At 70.7% G+C, this 20,532-nt stretch carries 13 protein-coding genes; 1 reads left to right on the top strand and 12 read right to left on the bottom strand.

Going from position 1 to position 20,532, the window contains the following annotated elements; all coding sequences use genetic code 11:
* Window positions 1-4 precede the first annotated feature (4 nt).
* From F8S13_12560 to F8S13_12505, 12 genes are all read right to left on the bottom strand, one after another.
* Window positions 5-829, bottom strand: coding sequence for a rhamnulose-1-phosphate aldolase (locus F8S13_12560; GenBank protein KAB8143061.1), 825 nt, complete (start codon window positions 827-829; stop codon window positions 5-7).
* A gap of 305 nt (window positions 830-1,134) precedes the next feature.
* Window positions 1,135-2,415 carry an L-rhamnose isomerase gene (locus F8S13_12555; protein KAB8143060.1) on the bottom strand — a complete coding sequence of 427 codons (1,281 nt, stop codon included), beginning with the start codon at window positions 2,413-2,415 and terminating at the stop codon, window positions 1,135-1,137.
* 446 nt (window positions 2,416-2,861) lie between these two features.
* Window positions 2,862-5,489, bottom strand: a complete 2,628-nt coding sequence (locus tag F8S13_12550) for a Bacterial alpha-L-rhamnosidase (protein KAB8143059.1) — start codon at window positions 5,487-5,489, stop codon at window positions 2,862-2,864.
* Window positions 5,486-7,489: a beta-glucosidase gene (locus tag F8S13_12545; GenBank protein KAB8143058.1), complete on the bottom strand. Its 2,004-nt coding sequence runs from the start codon at window positions 7,487-7,489 to the stop codon at window positions 5,486-5,488. Before F8S13_12545 ends, F8S13_12550 begins: the two co-directional genes overlap by 4 nt.
* Entirely contained in the window at window positions 7,489-8,160 is a 672-nt protein-coding gene (locus F8S13_12540) for a hypothetical protein (GenBank protein KAB8143057.1), read from the bottom strand. The genes F8S13_12545 and F8S13_12540 overlap by 1 nt, the downstream gene beginning before the upstream one ends.
* A gap of 1,127 nt (window positions 8,161-9,287) precedes the next feature.
* Entirely contained in the window at window positions 9,288-11,768 is a 2,481-nt protein-coding gene (locus F8S13_12535; GenBank protein KAB8143056.1) for a Bacterial alpha-L-rhamnosidase, read from the bottom strand.
* Between the two features lie 27 nt (window positions 11,769-11,795).
* Window positions 11,796-12,653 carry a carbohydrate ABC transporter permease gene (locus tag F8S13_12530; GenBank protein KAB8143151.1) on the bottom strand — a complete coding sequence of 286 codons (858 nt, stop codon included), beginning with the start codon at window positions 12,651-12,653 and terminating at the stop codon, window positions 11,796-11,798.
* 32 nt (window positions 12,654-12,685) lie between these two features.
* Complete coding sequence (locus tag F8S13_12525) at window positions 12,686-13,567, bottom strand: sugar ABC transporter permease (protein KAB8143055.1); 882 nt, start codon at window positions 13,565-13,567, stop codon at window positions 12,686-12,688.
* A gap of 62 nt (window positions 13,568-13,629) precedes the next feature.
* Window positions 13,630-14,994, bottom strand: coding sequence for an extracellular solute-binding protein (locus F8S13_12520; protein ID KAB8143054.1), 1,365 nt, complete (start codon window positions 14,992-14,994; stop codon window positions 13,630-13,632).
* A gap of 201 nt (window positions 14,995-15,195) precedes the next feature.
* The gene (locus F8S13_12515; GenBank protein KAB8143053.1) at window positions 15,196-16,440 is read right to left on the bottom strand and encodes an ROK family transcriptional regulator; all 1,245 of its coding nucleotides are present in this window, start codon (window positions 16,438-16,440) and stop codon (window positions 15,196-15,198) included.
* Window positions 16,441-16,589: 149 nt separating this feature from the next.
* Window positions 16,590-17,489, bottom strand: coding sequence for an LLM class flavin-dependent oxidoreductase (locus F8S13_12510; GenBank protein ID KAB8143052.1), 900 nt, complete (start codon window positions 17,487-17,489; stop codon window positions 16,590-16,592).
* Window positions 17,490-17,493: 4 nt separating this feature from the next.
* Window positions 17,494-19,761: an LLM class flavin-dependent oxidoreductase gene (locus tag F8S13_12505; GenBank protein ID KAB8143051.1), complete on the bottom strand. Its 2,268-nt coding sequence runs from the start codon at window positions 19,759-19,761 to the stop codon at window positions 17,494-17,496.
* 77 nt (window positions 19,762-19,838) lie between these two features.
* On the opposite strand from F8S13_12505, the gene F8S13_12500 reads away from it, so the two are divergent.
* Complete coding sequence (locus tag F8S13_12500) at window positions 19,839-20,303, top strand: winged helix DNA-binding protein (GenBank protein KAB8143050.1); 465 nt, start codon at window positions 19,839-19,841, stop codon at window positions 20,301-20,303.
* The last annotated feature ends 229 nt before the right edge of the window (window positions 20,304-20,532 follow it).

The following is a 20,532-nucleotide window of genomic DNA, read 5'->3' as shown; positions in this document are numbered from 1 at the left end:
GCGGCTAGTACAGCGTGGTCGGCACATCGAAGGCGCGGACGACCGCCCGCAGCTCCTCGTCGCTCAGGCCCTCGCCCCGGCCACCGGCCACCATGTCCATATACTCGTAGCGGGCCGCCGTCTCGATGTAGTCGATCCGGTCGGCGGCGCGCAGCACCCCGGCGTCGGAGCGCGCCATCAGGCCGTGCTTGCTCCACAGCGTCAGCTGGTGGGCGCGCAGGCTGGCCACGTTGGCCTCCATCATGTCGGGCGAGCCGGGCAGTAGGAAGGGCAGCACGCCGATACCCTCGGGCAGGTTGATGATCGTCTCTGGCTCCCAGCGCAGCAGCCGCCGGTTGCAGAAATCCTCGTCGCGGTAGGCGGCGATCTGGCTCAGGTAGGTGAGGTAGGGCGGTTGGGCGTGGATGAGCGCGTGGAAGTTGCCGCCGCCGCGCGCGAGCTGGTCGTGGTGCACGGCCAGGTGCGAGTTGAACTCGCTGGTGACGCGGGCGAAGGCCCGCTGCGGCGCGCTGTGCAGGGTGCCGCGCCTGCCCTCGGCGTCGATGGCCACCGCGCCCACACATGCGGCGGGGTCGCGCTGGATGTCGCGCAGGCGCTGGCCCGAGCCGCTGACCAGCACCACCATGCCGGCCAGCGCGGGCACGGCCAGCGGCAGCTCCACCGGCTCGGCGTTGGGGAAGATCGCGCCCAGCTCAAGCGGCCAGCCGACGCAGATCGAGATGTTGCCCGCCGCGCCCTCGCAGGCCTCGATGTCGTTCATGCGCTGGCCCGCCTCGCCCATGGAGGCGAGCAGCTCGGGCAGGGTGGGGAATGGTTCGCTGAGTGCCATAGCTTTCCTCTGTGTTGTTTGTTGTGTCGGTCGTTATTCTACGATGTCGACGGCGGTGGAACGATCCGCCGCGGTGGTGGAACGATCCGCCGCGGTGGTGGAACGATCCGCCGCAGTGGTGGAACGATCCGCCGCGGTGGTGGAACGATCCGCCGCGGTGGTGGAACGATCCGCCGCGGTGGTGGAACGATCCGCCGTGGTGGTGGAACGATCCGCCGTGGTGGTGGGTCTTTCCAGGCTGATGCCAGAGCCTTTTTTGCACGGCGCGGGCATGCCCAGCGCGGCGGCGCTTTTTTTAAATGATGCTAGCTGCGCTGCGATAGCACTGAGCGCTCGTAGCTGCGCACCTCGTTCAGGAAGGACAGGCCCACGGGCGCATCGTGCCGCTCGCAGAACTGATCCCAGACCGCGCCCCAGGGCATGCCGCGCAGCTCCTCCATCAGCGCCAGCCGCGCGGTGTAGTCGCCCTCGGCCTCCAGCTCGCGCAGCCGCGCCGTCGGCTCCAGCAGGGCGATCATGGCGGCGCGCAGCACGTTGCGCGAGCCGATGGCCCAGGCGGCCACGCGGTTGATGCTGGCGTCGAAGAAATCCAGCCCGATGTGGACGCGGCCAAGGTAGCCGCCCGCCACCACCTCGCGCAGCATGGCCTGGGTCTCGTCGCCCAGCGCCACCACGTGGTCGCTGTCCCAGCGCACGCCCCGGCTGATGTGCAGCAGCAGCTCGTCGACATACAGCAGCACCGCCGAGATCTTGTCGGCCAGCGACTCGGTGGGGTGGAAGTGGCCGCTGTCGAGGCACAGCAGGATGCCATTGGCCATGGCGTAGCCCATGTAGAACTCGTGCGAGCCGACGGTGTAGCTCTCGGCCCCGATGCCGAACAGCTTGCTCTCGACGGCGTCGAGGTTGTGGCGGCGGTCAAGCGGCTCGGCCAGGATGCGGTCGAGCGACTCGCGCAGGCGCTGGCGGGGCGCGGCGCGGTCGGCGGGGGTGTCCTTCATGCCGTCGGGCACCCAGATGTTGGTGACGCAGGGCGTGCCGAGCGCGCGCCCGAACGACGCGCCGATCTGGCGGCTGGCGATGCAGTGCTCGACCCAGAACTGGCGGGTGGCGGGGTCGGGGCTGGCCAAGGTCATGCCGCCCTCGGCCAGGGGGTGCGAGAAGCAGGTGGGGTTGAAGTCGAGGCCGTGGCCGCGCGCCCTGGCCCACTCGACCCAGCCCGCGAAGTGCTCGGGGCGCAGCTCGTTGCGGGGCACGGGGCGGCCCTCGGTCTCGGCGTAGATGGCGTGCAGGTTGAGGCGGTGCGCGCCGGGGATGAGGCGGTAGGCCTGGTCGAGGTCGGCGCGCAGCTCGTGGGCGCTGCGGGCCTTGCCGGGGTAGTTGCCGGTGGCGGCGATGCCGCCGCCCAGCGGGCCGCCGGGGTTCTCGAACCCGGCGACGTCGTCGCCCTGCCAGCAGTGCAGGCTGATGCTGACGCTGGCGAGGGCGGCGAGGGCCTGCTCGGTGTCGACGCCGAGGCTGGCGTAGCGCTCGCGGGCGAGGGCGTAGCTCTCGCGGGTGCGGTCGGTGGCGGGGAATGCGTGCTTCATGGCAGTGCCTTTCTGTCGTAGAAAGCGGGTCTGCAGGTCGGTATCGCGCGGGCGGCGCTGGTTCTTTCGTTCCCTTCGGGTCTTCGCGCCTTCGTGGTGAATCGGTTCTGCTCGGTTGGTGGGTGGATGCCCTGCGCGGGCGGCGTCCGGGGGCCAGCCCCCGGAACCCCCGCGAGGGGCGATGCCCCTTCGAACCCCAATTTGGGGCGTTCCTATGCTGTTTTCTGGCGGCTGGTGTTGGTGCATATGGCCATCAAAACGCTAGCGGCACCTTCGCCGGATGGGCCGGGTGGGTGGGGTTGGGCGGTGCGCAGGTTCCTGCCCTTTTGTTGCCCTTGGTGCCTTGGTGTCTTGGTGGTGAACGGGTCTCCCTTTTCCCTTCGTGTCTTCGCGTCTTGGTGGTGAATTAGTTCTTTCGTTCCCTTGGTGTCTTGGAGCCTTGGTGGTTAATCGTCCTCCTCGTACGCCACCTGCCAGCGGTGCTGGCCGGGGCCGACCTCGAAGGGCTGGCCGCCGGGCAGCGCGACGGTGGCGGCGGTGCTGGGTGGCACCGTGGCCTCGACGGTGAGCGTGCCGCCCGCGAGCTGCCAGCTGCACGCGGCCATGCCGTAGGGCGTGGCGTGGCGCGCGCTGGCCGATGTGAGGCCGCCGCCCGGCAGCGGCTGGATGCGGATGCGGCGGTAGCCGGGCGCGTCGGGCGCGAGGCCCGCCACCGTGCGGTGCAGCCAGTCGGCCACCGCGCCCAGGGCGTAGTGGTTGAACGAGGTCATCTCGCCGGGGTTGATCGAGCCGTCGGGCAGCATGCTGTCCCAGCGCTCCCAGATGGTGGTCGCGCCCATGGTCACGGGGTAGAGCCACGAGGGGTTCTCGCGCTGCATCAGCAGGGCGTAGGCGTCCTCAAGCGCGCCCGCCTCGCACAGGGCGTCGCACACCAGCGGCGTGCCCACGAAGCCGGTGCCGATGCGGTGGCCCTCCTCGCGCACTAGGGCGGCCAGGCGCTGCCCGGCGCGCTGGCGCTGCTCGGCGCTGGGCAGCAGGCCGAAGGCCAGGGCCAGCGCGTAGGCGGTGGCGGCGTCGCTGCTCATGTGGCCGTCGGGCGCGGCGTAGGCGGCGGCGAAGGCCTGCCGGACCTCGGCGGCTAGGCCCAGGTAGCGCTCGGCATCCTCGGCGCGGCCCAGCACCTGGGCGCTGCGGCCCACCACCTCGGCGCTGCGGGCCAGGTAGGCGGTGGCCACGATGGCGGGCGCGGTGCGGGCCTCGGCGGGGCGCTCGGGCGGGGCGGCGGGGTCGAGCCAGTCGCCGAACTGGAAGCCGGTGTCCCACAGCCGCCGCTCGCCCGCCGCTGCGGCGATGGTGTCCACCCAGGCGCGCATACTTTCAAATTGCTGGGCCAGCACGCCCGCGTCGCCGAAGCGCTGGTACAGCACCCACGGCACGATCGCGGCGGCGTCGCCCCAGGCGGCGGCGGGCGGCTGCGGCCCCCACGGGCTGTCCTGCGGCAGCACGTTGGGCACGGTGAAGGGCACCACGCCGCCCATGGCCCGCTGGTCGATCTCCAGGTCGCGCAGCCACGAGCCGAGGAACCCGGCGCAGTCGTACAGGAAGCTGGCGGTGGGCGCGAACACCTGGATGTCGCCGGTCCAGCCCAGGCGCTCGTCGCGCTGGGGGCAGTCGGTGGGGATGGAGAGGAAGTTGCCGCGCATGCTCCAGACCACGTTCTCGTGCAGGCGGTTGAGCAGCGGGTCGGAGCACGCGAACCAGCCGGTGCGCTCCATGTCGCTGTGGCAGACCACGGCGCAGATCTGGTCGGGGCGCAGCTCGCCGGGCCAGCCCTCCACCTCGGCGTAGCGGAAGCCGTGGAAGGTGAAGCGCGGCTCCCACTCCTCCGGCCCGCCGCCGCGCAGGGTGTAGCGGTCGGTGGCCTCGGCCACGCGCAGCGGGCGGGTGGCCAGCTCGCCGTGCTCCAGCACCTCGGCGTGGCGCAGGGTGATGGTGCGGCCCGCCTGGCCCTCGGGCCGGATGCGCAGCCGCCCCACCAGGTTCTGCCCGAAGTCCACCAGCGTTTTGCCGCTGGGCGATGTGAAGATCCGCGCTGGCTCGACCAGCTGGGTGCGGCGCACCGGCGGGCCGAGCGGGGCCTCCAGCGCGGCCAGGTCGCGGGCCAGCGGCGCGGCGGGCTGCCAGCCGCTGTCGTCGAAGCCGGGGCTGTCCCAGCCGGGCTGCTCCAGGCGGGCGTCGTAGGTCTCGCCGTCGTAGATGTCGCTGGACAGGATGGGGCCGCTGGCCGCCTTCCACGCGCCGTCGGTCACGATCCGCTCGGCGCTGCCGTCGGCGTAGTCGATCTCGATCTGGGCCAGCAGCGCCAGCCGTTCGCCGTAGCAGTTGCGCCGCCCGCCGCCGAAGCCCAGCCGCCCACGGTACCAGCCGTCGCCCAGCAGCGCGCCGATGGCGTTCTGGCCCTCGCGCAGCAGCGGGGCGATGTCGAAGCTCTGGTAGAGCACGCGCTCGCCGTAGCTGGTCCACCCGGGCGCGAGCACGTGGTCGCCCACCGCCGCGCCGTTGATGCTGGCCTCGTAGACGCCCAGCGCGGTGATATAGAGCCTGGCCCGCGCCACGCCCGCCCGCACGGCGAACGCGCGCCGCAGCATGGGCGCGGGCTGGGGCTGGCTGGTGTCCTCATCCCATGGGGCCGCGATGAACTGGGCATCCCAGTCCTCGGGGCGCAGCAGCCCGGCCTCTACGGCGGCGGGCGCGCTCCACGGCGTGGGCTGGCCATCCTGGCCCCAGGCCCGCACGCGCACGGCCACGCGCTCGCGCGGGCGCAGCGGCGCGAAGGGCCACGCCACCAGCGCCGACTCGCCCGACTCGGCCCGCGCGGGCTGGTCGCGCGGCTCGCCGCCCGGCCCGAAGCTGGCCAGCTCGTAGCCCGCCTGGCTCCAGCCGGGGGCCGCCGCATCCACCACCCACGAGATGCGCGGGGTGGCCGTGCCCACGCCCAGCGGCTCGCGCAGGTGCTCGAACTGCACGCGGGCGATAGATACCGCGTGGGTGTGCTCGGAAAGATCGTGCGTCATTGCCTGCTCGTTTCTTCGCTGATCGGATCGCCGCCATTGTAGGACAGATCGAGGGTTCCTGCGAGCGCGGTGTGGCGGGCGTGCTGGCCCACGTACACGCGGCACGCCCCCGCGACCACACGCCACGCGCTGGCCTGCGCATCCCAGGTGCGCAGCGGGCCGTCCGGCGCGCGCGGGTCGATGGCCACCGCCACGCGGCGCTGCTCGCCGGGGGCCAGCGCCACCCTGGCCCAGCCCGCCAGCTGGCGGGGCGGCGCGGCGGCATCCTCGGGCAGGCCCAGGTAGACCTGCGCCACCTCGGTGCCTGCGCGCTGGCCGGTGTTGGCCAGCGTGAAGCGCACCTGGATGACGCCCTCGGCGTCGGTGGCCAGCTCTAGGTCGCGGTAGGCGAAGCTGGTGTAGGTTAGGCCGTAGCCGAAGGGGTAGCGCGGCTCGATGCCCTGCGCGTCGTAGCCACGGTAGCCCACGCCCAGCCCCTCGCGGTAGTGCACCGCGCCGCCCACGCCGGGGTACTGCTCGGGCGCGGCCACCGGGCTTTCGGTCATGCTGCGCGGGAAGCTGATCGGCAGCCGCCCGGCGGGCGCGGCATCGCCCAGCAGCAGCCGCGCCACCGCCGCGCCCTGCTCCTGCCCGGCGTACCAGGCCTGCAGGATGGCGGGCGTGTGGTCGGCCCAGCTCGCCATCTCCACCGGCCCGCCGCTCATCAGCACCACCACAGTGCGCGGGTTGGCCGCCGCCACGGCGCGGATGAGCTGGGCCTGATCGTTCGGCAGGTCGAGGTTGGGGCGGTCCATCTCCTCGCTCTCGAACGTGCGGGCCACCACCACCGCCACGTCGGCGCTGCGGGCCAGCTCCGCCGCCTCGCGGATGGCGGGTGTCGCCAGCTCCGCCGGGGGCTGCCAGCCCAGCCGCAGCGCCGCGTCGCGCAGCGGCCAGAAGCCCGGCGCGTCGGCCACGTACTCCACCAGCAGCGGGTGCTCGCCCTGCGCCAGCGCGATGCTGGCGCTGGCCACCCGCGCCGCCGCGCTGGCCCCGCCGAAGGCCGGGTCGGCCTCGCCGCCCGCCTGGCTGGGCAGCTCGATCAGCGTCGCCCCGCCCACTGTTAGCCGCCCGCTGCCCAGGCATGTGAGCGAGAACGTGTACTCGCCCGCCACGTGGGCGCGCAGCGTGCCCCGCCAGCGCGCCGAGAACGGCGCGGGCATGTCCATGGGCAGGCTGGCCGCGCCCTGCGAGGCCGCGCTGAAGCCCGGGATGTCGAACAGGCCGCGCACCAGCTCGGCCCTCGGCTCGCGCCGCGCCAGGCTCGGCTCGCCCGCGAAGCTGGGGCTCGGCCAGTAGGCCGCGCTCAGGCCGCACCCCTCGCCGCCCTCGGGCGCGAGCGCGCCGGATGGCACGGCGGGCAGACCGGGCAGCAGCGCGCCCGGCCCCAGCGGGTCGCAGCCGGGGGCGTGGGCCACCGCCGCGTGCGGCAGCGCCCGGCGCAGGCCCTCCACCACGCTCACCGCGTAGGTGGGCCGCACCAGCGAGCTGCCGCCGCCCGCCGCCGCCACGCTGGCCGCATCCACCCCGATCACCGCCAGCGAGCGGATGGCCTGGGCGTCGAGCGGCAGCAGCGGGCCGTCATTCTTCAGCAGCACCGCGCCCTGCTCGGCCAGCTCGCGGGCCGCCGCGCCGTGGCGCTCCACGGGGATCGCGCCAAACGCCACCGGCCTATCGACCATGCCCAGCGCCACGGCGGGCCGCAGGATGCGCCGCACCATCTCATCCACCACACCCAGCGCCAGCTCGCCGCTGCGCACCGCAGCCAGCAGCCGCTCACCCCACATCCGCTCGCCCAGCTCCCAATCCAGCCCGGCCTCGGCGGATGCTACCGTGCTGCGGTTGGCCAGGTAGTCGCTCATCACAAAGCCCTGGAAGCCCAGCTCGCCGCGCAGAATGTCGGTCAGCAGCTGGCGGCTCTCGCAGGCGTAGCTGCCGTTCACGCGGTTGTACGAGCCCATCACCGCCGCCGCGCCGCCCTGCTGGATGGCCGCCGCAGCGGGCCGCAGGTGGATGCGCGCAGCGTGCGCGCATCCACCTGCACATCGATGGATGCGCGCTGGCTCTCCTGGTTGTTGGCCAGGTAGTGCTTGACGCAGGCCGCCACGCCGTGGGCCTGGATGGCGCGGATCTCGGCCACCGCCATGCGGGCCTGCAGCAGCGGGTCTTCGCCAAACGACTCAAACAGGCGACCGCCCACCGGCACGCGGGCGATGTCCACCGCCGGGCCAAGCATGATGTTGTGGCCGGTGGCGGCCATCTCGGCCCCCACCAGGTCGCCGTAGCGCCGCGCCGCATCGACATCCCATGTGGCGGCCAGCGCGATAGGCGCGGGCAGCGCGGTGGCGCGCTTCTCGGGGTTGCCGGGGTGGTTCACGCGCACCCCGGCTGGGCCGTCGGCCAGCGAGAAGGGCGGGATGGGCGGCTCGGTGGGCAGGGCGGCGGCTCCCTCGTGCTCGAAGGCGTGCCTGCCGCTCACGATGCGGATCTTGTCCTCAAGGCCGAGCTGCCCAAGCAGCCGCTCGACCAGCTCGGCGTGTTCTGGTGTGGTCATCATGGTTCCTTCATCGGGGGCGGGCTGCGCTTTTGGGTCTGCCGCGCCCGCCTGCCACGGCGCTGTGTGCTGTCGCAATGTTCGCCCGCCTCGGCGGCGCGAGCCTCGTCGCTGCGGGTGTGATCATGGCCAGCTGGCCCGCGTCAGCGCCTTCGCTGGATGGGCGAGGCCGCGCTTGTTGCCGTGGCGGGCGATTTCCAGTGCATGTTTGGGAATATCGTATCTTCTACGCTAAGAGTTATCATACGCTCTTGAGTGATGCGTTTGCGCCAATAGGCATATCATATGGTGAAACCAGTTCTTTAGGGCTGTATGGGTTCATTTGTCCGGTGAACCCCCCTGTCTGGGCGGTGAACCCCCCTCTTTTCCTTGGTGTCTTGGTGTCTTGGTGGTAAACGGTTCCCCTCTCCCCTTCGCGGTAAGACGATCCCTCTTGTTTGGTGGGTGTGTGCCCTGCGCGGGCGGCGTCCGGGGGCCAGCCCTCAACAGGTGTCACGTTGTACCACGTTTCAAGGCTTTTTTGGCACCCATGCATGATCGTTTGCCGATGCACTGCATTGCCGTCATCGTATCCGACCCGATGGTCGCAATGCCCCACAACGGGTGTAGGGGCGGACCTGGTGTCCGCCCCATCGCCATGCGCCGCCCGCATCGCGACCCCACTCGATGAACACGGCGCGTTCCGATGCGCCCCTCGCCGTGAGCATCGACATCATCGAACGATCCTCCGATGGGCACGATGACCACGGCGCGGGCGGACACCAGGTCCGCCCCTACGGCAATGATTCCGTCGTGCGTATGACTACCTGCTCCCCGTGACAACCAGCGGTCATGTCCCGGTAGGCGGGTTGGTTCCGCGTGCCGCACCCCAATGCCTTGCTCGGCAAAGTGACGCCATGTGAAGGTGTTACGCCCTTCGAACCCCCAATGTTGAGCGTTCCGATGCCGTTCCCTGGCGGCTAGTGTTCGTGCATATGGCCAGTTTGCGTGAGTGGCACCTTCGCCGCATGGGCCGGGCGGGTAGGGCTTGGCCCCGCGCTTTTTTCTATGACTTTTCTTTCCTTAGTGTCTTGGCGTCTTGGTAGTAGATGGTTCTTTTTCCCTTCGCGCCTTCGGGTCTTCGTGGTAAATAGGTTCTCTTCCCCTTGGTGTCTTGGTGTCTTGGTGGTAAACGGTTTTCCCTTCGTGCCTTCGGTTCTTCGTGGTTAATACGTTCTCTCATGCTGGCCAGCGGGCAGCTCCAGCGGCGGCTGGCCGGGCAGGTCGAGCGTGAACGGCACCGGCGAGTCCACCGCCACCCGCTCGCGGTCGACCGCCACGTGGATGGGGCCGTGGGGTGTGGGCGCGCTGCCTCTGGCCCAGGCCAGCCCGCCTAGGCGCGGCGCGACGCGGGCGTGGGCGTAGCCGGGCTTGGCGGGCGTGATGCCCAGCGTGTAGAACACCATGTCGCGGGTGGGTGTGCTGCTCCAGCCGTGGGCGTGGGTTCCGAAGTCCCAGCACTCGCCCAGCGTGTCGTAGCCGCCCGCTAGGAACTGCGACCAGCGGCGGTACATGGCGGGCAGCCTGTCGGCCTGGCCCGCCAGCGCCACCGCGTCGTGCACCACGTAGCTCATGAAAGGCTCGGCCAGCACGATCTCGCGCTCCACATCCCACGTGATGGTGTACTCGCCGCGCTCCACCTGGGCCTGCCAGCGCTCCATGGACTGCTCGCCTGCGCCGTTGCCCATCCACGAGCGCACCGCCAGCCGCGCCGGGTCGGTGATCGCCGCCACGATCTGGCCCCAGCGCTCCTGCGGGGCCAGCCCCGCCACAATCGCCAGCGCCCCCGGCAGCTGGCTGACCGCAGGCTGGAGCGCCGCGCCCAGCATGTGGTCGCAGTAGCAGCCGCGCCGCGCGTCCCAGAACTGCTCGAAGCCCTCGCGCACCCGCCCGTAGGCCTGCTCGGCCCAGCGCCGCCGCCCGTGGTCGCCCAGCCAGCCCGCCAGCTCGGCGAACTCGCGCAGGCCCCTGGCCCACAGCGCGGTCAGCGCGGCGCTGGCGTCCTCGGTCGAGATGCTGGCCCAGTCGATCAGGCCCCACTCGGTCACATCGCGCAGCACGCCGCTGGCATCTTGGAAGGGCAGGAACCAGCGCAGCACCCGCTCGGCGGTGGGCATGCGGGCCTGCGCGGCCTCGCGGTCGCCGCCGAAGCGCATCAGGGCGTGCAGCCCGTGCAGCCAGTGCAGCGACCAGCTGGGGATGCTGTACATCCCGCTGGCCTCGATGTCGCCCACCACCGTCATGGGCAGCAGCCCGTCGGGGCGCGGCGAGTCGGCCATGGCCAGGTAGTGCCAGGCCAGCCGCCAGTCGGCGTTGGTGGCCAGGTGCACCATCTGGTGCACCACCGCGTCGCCCACCCACGCGCGCTGCTCGCGGGTCGGGCAGTCGATCAGCGCGTCGTGCGAGCATACCTGCACGGTGCGCAGCCCCGCGCGGTAGATGCGGTTCAGCTCCTCGTCGTCGCAGGTGAAGCTGGCCTCACCCTGCCAGGGGTAGAGCCGCTCGCGCACGCCGAAGCTGCGCAGCGCCACCCGCCCGCCCCCGCCGATCAGCGCGTAGGCGTAGCGGAAGCCGTTCGAGTCGAACAGCTCGAACGCGTCGTGGTGGCCGCGCGCAGTGTAGCGCGTCCCGGCGCGCATCTTGTCCATGCTGATGCTGGCCGCCAGCGGCTCCTCGGCGTAGGAGAGGTCGAGCGTGGTGCCCGCCGGGGCATCCAGCGCGAAGCCGACCAGCCCCGAGACCACGCGGCCCATGTCGATCACCACCAGCGCCGCCCGCCCGGGCGGTAGCTCCAGCTCCAGCGGCAGCTCCGCCGCCTGCGCCGCGCCGAAGGGCAGCGCCAGCGCCGCTTGGAGCTGGGCTATGGGGCCGCCCGCCTGCGTGGGCTGCGGGCCGAGGGCCACGCTGGCCGCTGCGGGCTGCCGCAGCTGGCCGCCCAGCTGGCCGAACGGGCGCGGCAGCAGCGCGCCGTAGGGGTCGGCGGGGGGCTGGGCGCGGGCGAAGCCGCCCACGTGCATGGCCGGGATGGGCTGGGCCTGGCCCCAGCTGCTGTCGTCAAAGCCCAGGCCGCGCCAGCTGTGGGCCAGCAGCCGCGCGTCGAACACCTCCACCGGCACGCCGCCGCCGTGGTCGGTGCCGTCGCGCCCGCCCTCGCCCCAGGCGCTGGCCAGCTGGGCCTTCCAGGTGCTGTCGGTGGCCAGCCAGCCCGCCGCGCCCAGGTCGGCCTCGAACACCAGCGCGCCGGTGCCGCCCAGTGTGTTGTTGGGCTTTGCTGGCATCCAGAACGAGGTGGCCTGGCCGTAGTGCTTGACGTAGATCGCCACCACGTTCTCGCCCTGGCGCAGCAGCGGCGCGAGGTCGGCCATGTCGTAGTGCATGCGGCGCGGCTGGCTGCGGATGGGGCCGCGCGCCAGCTCGTGGCCGTTCACCCACAGGGCGTAGCGCGCGTCGGCGCTGATGCGGGCCGGGGCGCGCTGGGGCGGCGCATCCAGCCAGAAGCTGCGGCGGAACAGCCCGTGGCGCTCGCGCGGCGGCCTGGGGTCGGCCTGCCAGAACCCGCTGGGCCGCACTGGCTCCTCGGGCACCCACACCCACTGGCCGCGCCAGCGGATCGCGGGGAAATCGTGCGGGGTGATTGGTTCAGACATAGGAAAAACCTTCTAACAGTCGCGCCGCTAGCCCTTCACCGCGCCGCTGGTCAGCCCACGGATGACCAGGTTGTTCATCAGCATGTAGATGACCAGGATGGGGATGACGGCCATCGCGATGCCCGCGAAGGTCGGCCCCCACTGGCGCTGGCCGTACTGGCCCACGAAGTTCAGCAGGCCGGTCTGGATGGTGCGCAGGCTGGTCTCGTTCACAAAGGTCATCGACAGCACCAGGTCGTTCCAGATGAAGAAGAACTGCACTAGCGCCACCGTTACAATCGCGTTCATGAGCATGGGGATGACGATCCGGAAGAACACCTGGTAGATGTTCGCGCCATCCACCACCGCCGACTCGATCACCTCCAGTGGGATGGGCTTGATGTAGCCCGAGAACAGGAAGACCGTGAGCGGCAGCCCGAAGGCGGTGTAGGTGAGGATGAGACCAAGCAGGTTGTTGATCAGGTGCAGGTTGTAGTAGATGGTAAACAGCGGCAGGATCACGATCTGCATGGGCACCATGATGCCGACCAGAAAGGTCATCAGCGCCAGCTTCTGCAGCCGCCAGCGCATGATCTCCAGCGCGAAGGCCGCCGCCACGCTGGCCAGGATGATCAGCGCCAGCGAGGGGATGGTGACGATGATGCTGTTGCGGAAGTAGGTGCTCATGTTGCCGCGCGTCCAGGCGTCGGCATAGTTCTGCCAGTAGAAGCCCTCGGGCAGCGCGTAGATCGGGCGCAGGTTGAACTCCTTGGGCGCTTTCACCGACGAGAGCAGCAGCCAGATGATCGGGTAGAGCTGGATGACCAGCAGCAGCGCGATCAGGCCGCCCACCAGCACCGATCCAAGCTTCAGCCGCCGCCGCGTGGCCGGGGCTGCCGCGCCCATGGCGCGTGATGCGGTTGCCATAGTTCGTCTCCTTATGCGTTATTCCGCGTCACGCGGTAGGCCACCAGCGACACGATCAGGCAGTAGATCGCCAGCATCACCGCCACCGTGCTGCCGTAGCCGTAGGCGTTGTTGGTGAACGCCGAGCGGTACATGTAGAGTGTCAGCGGCGTGGTGGCGCTGCCCGGCCCGCCGTTGGTGAGCGCCACAATCGAGTCGAACACCTTCAGCGTGCCGTTCAGGCTGAAGATCAGCGACGAGATCAGGATGGGCAGGATGAGCGGGATGATGATGAACTGCACCAGCCGCCAGCCCTTCGCGCCATCCAGGCTGGCCGCCTCCAGCACGTCGCTGGGGATGTCGAGCAGCCCGGCGTAGAGGATGACGGCGTAGAAGCCCATGGCCCGCCAGATGTCCATGATCGCGATCACCCAGAAGGCCGAGCCGCCGCGCCCCAGCCACGAGACCACCGCCTCTTTGCCCATGAACAGGTCGATCAGCGCGTTCACCAGGCCGTACTGCGGGGCGATCGCGAACAGCTTGCTGAAGATCGCCGCCACCGCCACGGTGGGCAGCACCACGGGGAAGAACACCAGCGTGCGCACGATGGACGAGCCGCGCTTGAGGTAGAAGTGGAACAGCAGCGCCAGCAGCAGGCCCAGCACCACCTGGCCGCTGGTGACCACCGCCGCGTACTGCGTGCTGAACCACAGCGCCTGCCAGAACTTGGCGTCGCCGACAAGCTCGACATAATTTGTGATACCGTTGAAGCGGAACCCGCTCACGGGCGAGCCTTCAAAGAAGGTGTAGCCGACCGACCACACGATCGGGATGAGCAGCACCAGGGTGTAGAGCAGCAGCGCTGGCCCGATAAACACCAGGATGGCGCGGCGGTCGCGTAGCACGCGGTCCATAGGGGAAGCTCCTGTCGCTAGGGGCGGGCGCAGCGTGGCACCCGCCCGGCCTGGCCGCGCCGCTACTTCTCCAGCGCCTGCTGGATGCTGGCCACAAAGTCCTCGGCGCTCATGTCGCCCGTCACCAGCAGCTGCACGTTCTTGTACGATGTGGTCTGGGCCTCGCCCGCGAAGTAGCCCTCGAAGTAGAGGAAGGCGTTTTTCGCGCTGTCGATGGTCTGCTGCACCAGGTTGGTGAGCGCGGGCACGTCGCTGGGCATGCTGGCCACGGTGAAGCCTGTGATCAGGCCCTGATCCTTCAGGGCGCGCTCGCCAAACGCCTTGAACACGTAGGTGAGCCACTTGCCCACCAGCTCGGGGTTCTTGCTGTACTCGGCCTGGCCGATGGCGATAGGTAGGCCGGTGTTCATCGACCAGTCGTCGGCGCTGCCCGCGCCGCCCGCCACCGTGGGGGTGTTGAAGAAGCCGATGTTCTCCGCGCCGATCTGGTTGCGCTCGGCGTTGTTGAAGTCGCCCACCACCCAGCTGCCCATGTAGAACATGGCGGCCTTGCCCTGCAGGAACAGGTCGGTGGCGGTGTCGTAGTCCACTGTGCTGACGCCCTCGCCGAAGTAGCCCTTGGTGCCCAGATCCTGCACGGCCTTGGCGGCCTCCACAAAACCGGCGTCGGTCAGCTTCAGCTCGCCCTTGGCCACGCGCTCCATCACATCCGCGCCGTACTTGCGCACCGCGTAGCCGCCGATCAGGCGCGTCAGCGGCCAGCCCTGCTCGCCCGAGGCTGCGAAGGGCTGGATGCCCTTGGCGCTCAGCGCCTCGGCGGCCTTGGCCATGTCGTCCCAGGTGGCGGGCACGCTCAGGCCGTTCTCGGCGAAGATCTGCTTGTTGTACCAGATACCCTCGATGTTCAGCTCGGTGGGCAGCACATTCATGCTGCCGCCGCCGATCTTGCGCACCAGATCCGCCGCCACCGGCTTGATCGTGTCGAAGATGCCCAGCTCTTTGAAGGTCTGCTCGACGTTGACCGAGAGGCCCTTTTTGGCGATCTCGTTCATGGTGCCGGTGGCGGGCGAGACGAACAGCAGCGGCAGGCTGTTGCTGGCCACCAGCAGCTGGATCTTCTGCTCCACATCGGTCTGCGGCGACTGCTCGTACTCGTACACCGCGCTGGGGTTCTGCTGCTGGAACTCTTTGCTGAGCGCGCCGATCACGCCGGTGTAGCCCGCGTTCTCCACCTGAGCGCTCAGGAAGTGCAGCTTGACCTGGCCGCCAGCGCTGGGCGCGCTGGTCGCTGCGCCGCCCTCGGCGGGGGCTACGGTGGCGGTGGTGGCGCTCTGGCCGCCGCCGCAGGCCGCGAGCAGCAGCGATGCGCCGCCCATGCCGCCCATGGTCTTCAGGAATGCGCGCCGCGAGCTGTGGTTGTGATCCATCGTGGGTCTCCTTTTCGTGTCGTTGAAATCGGCTATGTGCGCAGCGATGCGCTCTGTTTTTGCTGGCGAAAGGTATGCGGCGGCGGCCCAGCGCCGGGTGGCGTAGGTGCGGTGCTGCGTGGCCGGTGGCGGCTGGGTGTGGCTGAGGTTAGGTGGGGTGGTGCATAGGCAGAACTCCGCGCTGAGTGTGTGCTGTGTTGGCTAGTTGTCTCGTGGTATCGGCGCGGTGAATAGCTCGCTGAGCACCACGCAGGCTGCGCCGCGCGCCCACACGATGTCGCCGCTGGGCGCGATCTGGATGTCGAGGTCGTCGGCCAGCCCGTCGAAGGCGCTGGCTAGGATGGACTGGCGCATGGGGCCGAAGTACCAGTCGCCGCAGCGCACCACCTCGCCGTTGATCACCAGGCGCTGCGGGTTCAGCATATTGATCAGGTTGGCGATGCCCACGCCCAGCCAGCGCCCGGCCTCGGCCAGCACGCGGCGGGCTAGGGCGTCGCCCGCGTCGGCGGCGGCGGCCACCGCGTCCAGCGTGGGCGGCTGGGCCTGGGCCAGCGCGCTCGGCTCGCCCTGGGCCAGCGCCTCGGCCACAGCGGCCAGGATGCCGCGCTCGCCCGCCAGCGCCTCAAGGCAGCCGCGTTTGCCGCAGGTGCACAGCGGCCCGCCCGGCAGCAGCGCCATGTGGCCGAACTCGCCAGCGCCGCCGTGCGCGCCCCGGTAGACCCGCCCGTTGCTCACGATGCCCGAGCCGATGCCGTAGCCCACCGAGATGCCCACGAAGTGATCGACGCCGCGCCCAGCGCCAAACCACTGCTCGGCGATCGCCAGCGTGCGCGAGTCGTTCTCCAGCGAGACGGGGATGCCGAAGCGCGCGGCGATTGGCGCGGCCAGGGCCACCTCGCGCCAGCCGAAGTGCGGGGCCGAGCGGCAGACGCCCAACGCCGCATCCACGATCCCGTTCACCCCGATGCCGATGCCCAGGATCTGCTCGGGCGGGATGGCCGCCGCCGCCAGGATCTGCTCGACTGCCGCGATGGTCATGCGGATCATCTCGTCGGGCGCGTAGCGGGCGCGGATGTCGTCGGGGGCGGCGCTGAAGGCCAGCGGCGCGCTGGTGCTGTGCAGCACCGTGGCGTCGAGGTCGGTCACCACGCAGTCGATCGAGTGCATGGCGAGCTTGACGCCCACCACGAAGCCCGCCTGCGGGTTCAGCCGCAGCAGGATGGCCCTGCGCCCGGCCCGCCCGCTCTCCTCGGTCTCGCCCACCTCCTGCACCAGGCCGCTCTCGATCAGGCCGGCGGTGATGCCGGACACCGCCGCCGGGCTGAGCCCCGACTGCTGCGCGATGTCGCGCCGCGAGATCGGCCCGCTGCCCTGGATGATCTGCAGCACCATGCGCTGGTTGGATTGCTTCATCAGCAGGCGGTCGGTTTTCTGGGTGTAGCTCATCGTCGCGCTTTTCTTTATTTCATTCACTGAATGAAATAAATATAGAGTACCCTTTTGTTTTTGTCAAGCAGTATTTTTTGAGAAAAAAGTGCGGCGGCACGTGCTTGGCGTGCCGCCGCGCTGGGCGTGGTGGTGGCTATTCTGCCGCCCTAGGAGGCGCGAGCGGCCCGCACCAGCGCTCGCGTGGCCGGTGCCACCTCGCTGGCGAACAGCTCGATGGTCGCCTCGTCGCCCACCGCCAGGATGAAGGTGCTGATGCCGTAGGTCAGCGCGGCGTCGGCCAGCTGGCTGGCCCACATGTCGGGCGGCCCGGCCAGCAGCCCGCGCGGCTCGCGGCTGAACTGCCCCGCGATGTTCAGCATACGCCGGATGCCGCGCGGGTCGCGCCCCGCCGCCGCCGCGCCCGCGTCGATATGCCCGTTCATGGCCTCCAGGTCGGGCAGGCCGCCGGGCAGGTAGGCCAGCGAGGGCAGCCAGCCGTCGGCGGCGCGGCCCGTGAGCCGCAGGATGCGCGGCTTGTAGGCCCCCAGCCAGATGCCGATCGGGTGGGCGGGCGCAGGCCCGCGCTTGGCCCCGACCACGTGGTAGCGCCCGCCATCCACGCGCACGCCGCCTGGCTGGCCCACATCCCAGATCTGCCGCATGATCGCCATCGCCTCCTCCAGCGCCGCGATCGACTCGCCAGCCGTCAGGCGGTCGCCGCCCATGGCTGCGATGCCATCCCAGAACGCGCCCGCGCCCAGACCCATCTCGAAGCGCCCACCGCTCAGCAGGTCGAGGCTGGCGGCGGCGCGGGCCAGCACGGCGGGCTGGCGCAGCGGCAGGTTCAGCACGTTGCCCGCCACGCGGATGCGGCTGGTGCGCGAGGCCACGTAGGCCAGCAGCGTCCATGTGTCGTAGAACTTGCCCTGGTAGGGGTGGTCTTGGAACGTGACCAGATCCAGCCCGGCCTGCTCGGATGCGATCGCTAGCTCGACGGCGCGGCTGGCGGGCTGCGCCGCCGGTGTGATAAAGCTGCCAAACTGCAGCTCGTGCCCATAGTCGCCCATGGCGTCACGCCCCTTCCTGCTGCGGTGCAATGTTGAAGTTGTCGCGGAACACGTTCTCGGGGTCGTAGCGGCGCTTCAGGTCGCGCAGCCGGGCCAGCGTGGCGGGCGGGAAGGCCTCGGCCACGCGTTCGGGCCGCAGGTCGGTCTCAAAGTTGAGGTACAGCCCCTGAAAGTGCCTCGCCATGCCATCCCACAGCGCATCCAGCCGCAGCCTGCTGGTGCCAAACGCGTTTACCGAGAAGTTGGCCTGGCGGTGGGCGTAGGCCGTGGCCTCGGCGGGCACGTCGGCCACCGCGCCGCCCAGCGCGCGGATGTGGAAGAAGTAGACCACGCCGCTCTGCAGCAGCCGCGCGGCGTCGGCGGCGAACGCGGGCGTGATCTGGCCCAGCAGCCCGGCCCGCCCCAGCGGCTCGCCCTGGCCGTCGTGGTCGGCGGGGTCGGCGTTGGCCATCACGCTGGCGTACGATGTGAGCACCACGCTCTGGTCGTACATCGGGGCGATGTCGGCCAGCGGCTGGAGCTGGCGGATGATCGTGTCGGGGTCGTCCGAGTCGACCATGGCCATCACCTGAGCGATCGGCGGCTGGCCGCGCCGGGGCGGGCCGAGGATGATCGCGCTGGTCAGGTCGCGCGGGGCGGCCTCCACCGCCGCGCCCCAGCGCTGCAGCAGACCCGCCGTGTCGCTGGCGTCCATCACCAGCTGCGCCCAGCCCACCCGCCCCACCGCGTCGGCCTCTAGCTCGAAGGCGGTGGCGATGCCGAAGTTCGCGCCCGCGCCGCGCATGGCCCAGAATAGGTCGGGGTTCTCGCGCTGGCTGGCCCGCACCTGGCTGCCGTCGGCCAGCACCACATCCACGGCGCGCACGTGGTCGATGGTCAGGCCGTGCTTGCGCGCCATCCAGCCGATGCCGCCCGCCGTGGCCAGCCCGCCCACGCCCACCCCGCCATAGTCGCCCGAGCTGATCGCCCAGCCGTACGGCTCCAGCGCGGCGGCCACATCCATCCAGCGCGCCGCCGGGCCGAGCCGCACCCGCCGCGCGGCGCGGTCGATCACCTCGATGCTGTTCATCTGGTCGAGGCTGATGATAATCCCGCCGTCGTTGGTGGAGCGCCCGCTGATGCCGTGGCCGCCGCTGCGGATGCCTAGCGGCACGCCCTGCTGCGTGCGGGCGAAGGCCAGCGCCTGCGCCACCTGGTCGGGCGTGCTGGGCCGCAGCACCAGCCCCGGCGCACCGCGCCGCATGTAGGTAGATCGCACGCGGGCGAAGGCGATGTCGCCCGGCTCCACGGCGGCCTCGCGCAGCGCGGCGGGGATGCGGTCGTAGTCGATGCCCTGCCGCCGCTTGGCCAGCGCCGCCGCCCGCCGCACCGGCCCCGCCGCGCCCTGGGGCGCTGCGGCTAGCGCGGCCTCGCGCAGCGGCGGGGCCACCTCGGCCATAAACTGCTCCATCACCTCGACGTCGTCGGCCATCAGGATGAGCGTGCTGATGCCGTGCTCCACCACCAGCGGCAGCAGGTCTTCCACCCACTGCTGGCTCGTGCCCTTCAGGAAGCCGCCGCGCTGCGCGGTGAACTGGCCCGAGATGTTCAGCAGCCGCCGGATCTCGCGCGGGTCGCGGCCGGCCTCGCGGGCGGCGTGGTCGATGGTGGCGTTGGCGGCGGCGATCTCGTGTGGCTGGATGTAGCCCAGCGAGGGCAGCCAGCCGTCGGCCTTCTGCGCTAGCAGCCGCAGCATGCGCGGTTTGTAGGCCCCCACCCAGATCGGGATGTCGTGGGCGGGCGCGGGGCCGCGCTCGGCCCCGGCCACCGCGTAGTAGTCGCCATCCAGCTGCAGCGGCCCGCGCTCGCCGGTGTCGAGCATGCCGCGCACGATGTCGATCTCCTCGCCCAGCGCGCCCACGGCCTCGCCGGGGGCCAGCCGCCAGCCACCCATGGCCTTGATGCCATCCCAGAACGCGCCCGCGCCCAGCCCCAGCGCCAGCCGCCCGCCGCTCAGGCGGTCCAGGCTGGCGGCGGCGCGGGCCAGCACCGCTGGCTGGCGCAGCGGCATGCTCAGCACGTTCGGCGCGATCTGGATGCGCTCGGTCTTCCCGGCGACCCAGGCCAGCAGCGTCCAGGCGTCCAGCAGCGCAGGCTGGTAGGGGTGATCCTGAAAGCTCACTAGGCTGTAGCCCAGCGCCTCGCTGCGCTGGGCCAGCGCCACCACGCGTTCGGGCGCGTCGCTGCGCGGGGTGATAAAGGTGCCGAAGGCGAGCGTATGTCCGTAGTTCATCACGGTGTGCCCTTGCTTAGGTTGATATATCAACCAGTATAGCAGCATGCGGTTGACATATCAACTATACTGTGGGCATGAACAAGCACCCGCTTACCCCCCAGCAGGCCGCCGCCTGGGCCAGCTACCAGCGCATGCGCGCCCGCCTCACTGGGCGGCTTGGCCGCGATCTCGCCAGCGCCACCGGCCTCTCCGAGGCCGACTACGAGATCCTGACGGTGCTGATCGCCTCGCCCGACGAGTCGATGCGCTCGCTGGCGCTGCGCTGCGGGCTAGCGTGGGAGAAGAGCCGCCTCTCGCACCAGCTCCAGCGTATGGAGCAGCGCGGCCTGCTCACCCGCGAGCAGTGCGCCGAGGACAGCCGCAGCACGCTCATCCGCATCACCCCGCAGGGCCGCGCCCTGGCCGCCCAGGCCCAGCGCCACTACGAGCAGGCCGTGCGCCAGTATGTGATGGATGTGCTCAGCGCCGATCAGGTCGCGGCGCTGGGCGCGATCGCCGAGGCGGTGCTGGCCCAGCTGGAGGAGCCGCACCGCCACTAGGATCAGGCCCATGAGCGAGCAGGAGCTTGGCCGCACCCGCGCCCTGGCTGAGGAGTACGTGGCCCTGATTGTGAATTACGCCCATCGGGGGATGATGAAAAACGATGATGTAGGGGCGGGCTTTATGCCCGCCCACATTGCATGCATCGGGGATGGTGTCGATGGATGCGATGGCCACGGCGCGGGCGGGCACGAGACCCGCCCCTACACCGTGGCGGGGCATCGCGCC

Source organism: Chloroflexia bacterium SDU3-3, from assembly GCA_009268125.1.
Lineage (GTDB): Bacteria > Chloroflexota > Chloroflexia > Chloroflexales > Roseiflexaceae > SDU3-3.
The sequence above is the reverse complement of the archived record's forward strand: the minus strand, read 5'-3'. Positions and strand labels throughout refer to the sequence as shown.

Bases quoted from the DNA above. Each gene is read 5' to 3' on its own strand.
- F8S13_12530 (KAB8143151.1), bottom strand. From the start codon at position 12,653: ATGGGCGCGGCAGCCCCGGCCACGCGGCGGCGGCTGAAGCTTGGATCG.
- F8S13_12545 (KAB8143058.1), bottom strand. From the start codon at position 7,489: ATGGGCTCGTACAACCGCGTGAACGGCAGCTACGCCTGCGAGAGCCGC.
- F8S13_12535 (KAB8143056.1), bottom strand. From the start codon at position 11,768: ATGTCTGAACCAATCACCCCGCACGATTTCCCCGCGATCCGCTGGCGC.
- F8S13_12520 (KAB8143054.1), bottom strand. From the start codon at position 14,994: ATGGATCACAACCACAGCTCGCGGCGCGCATTCCTGAAGACCATGGGC.
- F8S13_12555 (KAB8143060.1), bottom strand. From the start codon at position 2,415: ATGAAGCACGCATTCCCCGCCACCGACCGCACCCGCGAGAGCTACGCC.
- F8S13_12560 (KAB8143061.1), bottom strand. From the start codon at position 829: ATGGCACTCAGCGAACCATTCCCCACCCTGCCCGAGCTGCTCGCCTCC.
- F8S13_12550 (KAB8143059.1), bottom strand. From the start codon at position 5,489: ATGACGCACGATCTTTCCGAGCACACCCACGCGGTATCTATCGCCCGC.
- F8S13_12515 (KAB8143053.1), bottom strand. From the start codon at position 16,440: ATGAGCTACACCCAGAAAACCGACCGCCTGCTGATGAAGCAATCCAAC.
- F8S13_12510 (KAB8143052.1), bottom strand. From the start codon at position 17,489: ATGGGCGACTATGGGCACGAGCTGCAGTTTGGCAGCTTTATCACACCG.
- F8S13_12500 (KAB8143050.1), top strand. From the start codon at position 19,839: ATGAACAAGCACCCGCTTACCCCCCAGCAGGCCGCCGCCTGGGCCAGC.
- F8S13_12505 (KAB8143051.1), bottom strand. From the start codon at position 19,761: ATGAACTACGGACATACGCTCGCCTTCGGCACCTTTATCACCCCGCGC.
- F8S13_12525 (KAB8143055.1), bottom strand. From the start codon at position 13,567: ATGGACCGCGTGCTACGCGACCGCCGCGCCATCCTGGTGTTTATCGGG.